Raw genomic sequence first — 2,972 nt, forward strand, 5'->3', positions numbered from 1 at the left:
GCTCGGCACCCCGGCGCCCGGCGAGCCGCGGCTGTCCCGCGTGCCGCTGGGCGAGCGCCCGGTGGACGTGCTGGTCGTGCCGCACATGCCCGGCTGGAACATCGTGCTCACGACGGACGTCCCGCTCTCGGTCGGCAACGCGCCGCACGCCCTCGTGCCCGCGCGGCCCAAGGAGGGCACGACGGGTCGGTGGGCGTTGGTGTGGCTGCCCGAGGGCCGCAGCGACCTGTGGCTGGACCGGGAGGGCACGCGGACCACCGTGCCGGTGAACACCGGCAGCGTGGCGTGGACCGGACCGGACGTCCGCGGCCCCGAAGGCCCCGACTACGCGTCGGCGGTGCTGGCGGCGAAGCTGACGGGCAAGCGCGGCGCCCTGCCGTGGCCCCGGATGACCGACGCCGACGCGGCGGCGCTGCGCACCGAGGTCGCCTCGATCGACGCACCGTTCGCGGTCGTGGCGGACGGCTCCGCCCGCGCCGCCGAGGCCTCGGAGGTCGTCCGGCAGGAAGCCGCGCGGCTCGGCCGGACCATCACGCCCGGCGCGTCGGAAGTCCTGGTGCTCGGCGGCGCACCACCCGCCGGGGGCCACCACCACCTCGCGCCGTGGCTGACCCCGCCGGACCTGTCCACGCCCGCGGCGCACCGGTACGCGGAGGTCCTGTCGGCCGCCTTCCCCGGCGTGGCCCCGTCCCGCTCCGGCCTCGCCGCCTGGACCAGCTAGCGCGGTGCTCCCCGCTCAGCCGCCCGGCAGCACGCGGACGTCGGCGGCGGGCAGGTCGGACCACCAGCGGTCGTAGCGGCGGTAGACGAGCGGTTCGCGATCCGCGAGGAACGCCACCAGCGCACGCGCCTCGGCGGCGAGCCCCTGCCACACCTCGTCGGGCAGCGGGCGGAACGCGGTCGCCTCGATCCCTCCCCCGACCGGCCGCCACACGCCGGCCACGTAGCCGTCCACGAGCAGGGTGGGCAGCACGTCCCCGTTCGACCGGGTCACCAGCTTGCGGTACTCGGGCGGGACGACCCGGACGCGGTCCGCGTGCGCCAGCAGGGTGCTGTCCCACATGGCCATCAGCCTCGGCGGCGCCGGTGCGTCCGCCGGCGGGAGGGGCGCGCCGGGGACGTCGAACAGCTCCTCGCCGTCGGGTCCTTCGAGTCGCCGCAAGGTGCCGGAGAGGGCTTGCACGGCCTCGCGCACCCGGGAGCGCTGCACCAGGGCGAACTGGGCGACGTCCACCACCGACGCGGGACCGAAGGCCTCCAGGTAGCGCCGGACCAGGGCGGGCAGGCGCTCGTCGGGGGTGCCCTCCGGCCGCACGTCGGCGGTCACGTACGACGGTCGGGCGCCGAACGACCACGGGCTGCCGGTCGGGGCGTGCAGCAACGGCGCGAACGTGCGCAGCGCCCACCACACGCCCTTCGGCGGCACGCCGAGCCGTGCGGCGAGCCACGTCTCGACCTCCGCGGCCGTGCGCGGTCGGGCGGTGAACTCCAGCAGCTCCGGCACGACGGCGTCGGCGTCCTCGACGGAGAGGCCGCTCACCGTGAAGCGGCGGTCACCGAGCCGGGCCGCGCGCAACGACGGCCGCATGGCCGTGTGCACCGCCGGGTGGTCGTCCGCGTGCACCACGTGCAGGGTGATCCGCAGCAGCGTCGCCTTGACCAGCGTGCGCCCGGTGAAGGCGGCGTCGAGGTCGGCCGGGTCGAAGTCGGTGATCCGGTTCCACAGCGCGACGTAGGGCGAGGCGGGGTGCTGCGCCTGGACGGCGAACACCCGGCGGACCGCGTCACCGACGCCGAGCGCCTCGCGGCGCAGGAGGAGCTGTCGGGCCAGGGTGGCCCGGTTGAGCCCGCGAGCACTGATGCGCACGGCGGGGAGTCTCCCCCACCCGGGTGAACACCTAGCGGGTGGGCACGCGCACGACGACCATGCCGTCGAGCATCCACGCGTCGATCCGCCCCACGTCGACCTCGGCCGGGACCGTCGCGCAGTAGTAGTAGGTGCGCGCGCGGCGGGCCGGCAGCACCGTGATGCCGACCCGGTCGCGCCTGACCGACGTCCCGTCCGACCGCACGTCGTGGTCGCGCACCTCCACCCGCACGTCGCGCGGCCGCACGTCGTCGAGCAGGGTGGCGAAGAAGTACGCCTTCCCGGTCACCGCGACGTCGACGAGCAGCGGCCGGTCGTCGTCCGTGGTCAGGTCCCAGTCGCGCCCCAGGGTCCGGCCGATCCGGTCCCACCACACGTCCATCTCGACCACCGGGTCCGGACCCGGCGCGTAGTCCGGTTCCGCACCGGGGACCCGGCGTCGGACTGTCACCCGCTCGACCACGGCGCACCTCTCGTTCGGCCACCCACCCCCGGCTGATACCCCGACCGGCGGACGTGCAGTCTCCTTCGAAAGGGTGAATGCGGGCGGGCTGACCGGGGTACGGCACGTAGGCAGGCGCCCGGCCCCGAGCACGGAGGAGGACACGCCCACGCACCGCCGGGAGCGACGAGCAGAGCCTGATCTCGACCGAGTCGCCCTTGTCCCGGAACCTGCTCGGTCCACTTCGGACCCTTCGGGGTGAACCGGCCGAACTTCCGCGTTGTTGCTCGATGTGCGCGTGCGGGCCCGTGGCGATTGACGGCCCACCGGGGCGTCTCTAGCGTCGGTTCCGTGACTGCCGAACGCATCGCTCCCGTTGTGCCCACAGACGACCTCGCCGGCTCCGTGGAGCGGTGGTCGGCCCTGCTCGGCGTGCAGCCGACGTTCGTCGACGGCGACCGCTGGGCCCAGTTCGACGTGGCGGGCGGGCGACTGGCCCTGTCCGGCGCGGACCGCGTGCACGACGGCCCGGCGGTGCTGGTGAAGGTGCCCGACCTCGACGAGGCGGTGGCCCGCGCGCAGGCCCTGGGGTTCGTGGTGGGCGAGGTGACCACCGGACCGCACGAGCGGCGGTGCGTCGCCGTCGCACCCGACGGGTACGCC

The 2,972-nt window shown here is 75.4% G+C and carries 3 protein-coding genes and 1 pseudogene; 2 read left to right on the forward strand and 2 right to left on the reverse strand.

What is annotated here, in order from left to right; all coding sequences use genetic code 11:
- Nucleotides 1-721, forward strand: a pseudogene (locus AB0G02_RS33585) (hypothetical protein); the annotation flags it as partial.
- A 15-nt stretch (nucleotides 722-736) separates the two neighbouring features.
- Here the strand turns inward: AB0G02_RS33585 and AB0G02_RS33590 are convergent.
- Both AB0G02_RS33590 and AB0G02_RS33595 read right to left on the reverse strand, forming a co-directional pair.
- Entirely contained in the window at nucleotides 737-1,867 is a 1,131-nt protein-coding gene (locus tag AB0G02_RS33590) for a winged helix DNA-binding domain-containing protein (protein ID WP_360802404.1), read from the reverse strand.
- A 31-nt stretch (nucleotides 1,868-1,898) separates the two neighbouring features.
- Nucleotides 1,899-2,318, reverse strand: a complete 420-nt coding sequence (locus tag AB0G02_RS33595; RefSeq protein WP_360802406.1) for an Hsp20/alpha crystallin family protein — start codon at nucleotides 2,316-2,318, stop codon at nucleotides 1,899-1,901.
- 342 nt (nucleotides 2,319-2,660) lie between these two features.
- On the opposite strand from AB0G02_RS33595, the gene AB0G02_RS33600 reads away from it, so the two are divergent.
- On the forward strand, nucleotides 2,661-2,972 hold a 312-nt coding region (locus AB0G02_RS33600), incomplete at its 3' end, for a hypothetical protein (protein WP_360802409.1).

The sequence above is a fragment of the Actinosynnema sp. NPDC023658 genome, assembly GCF_040639995.1.
Lineage (GTDB): Bacteria > Actinomycetota > Actinomycetes > Mycobacteriales > Pseudonocardiaceae > Actinosynnema.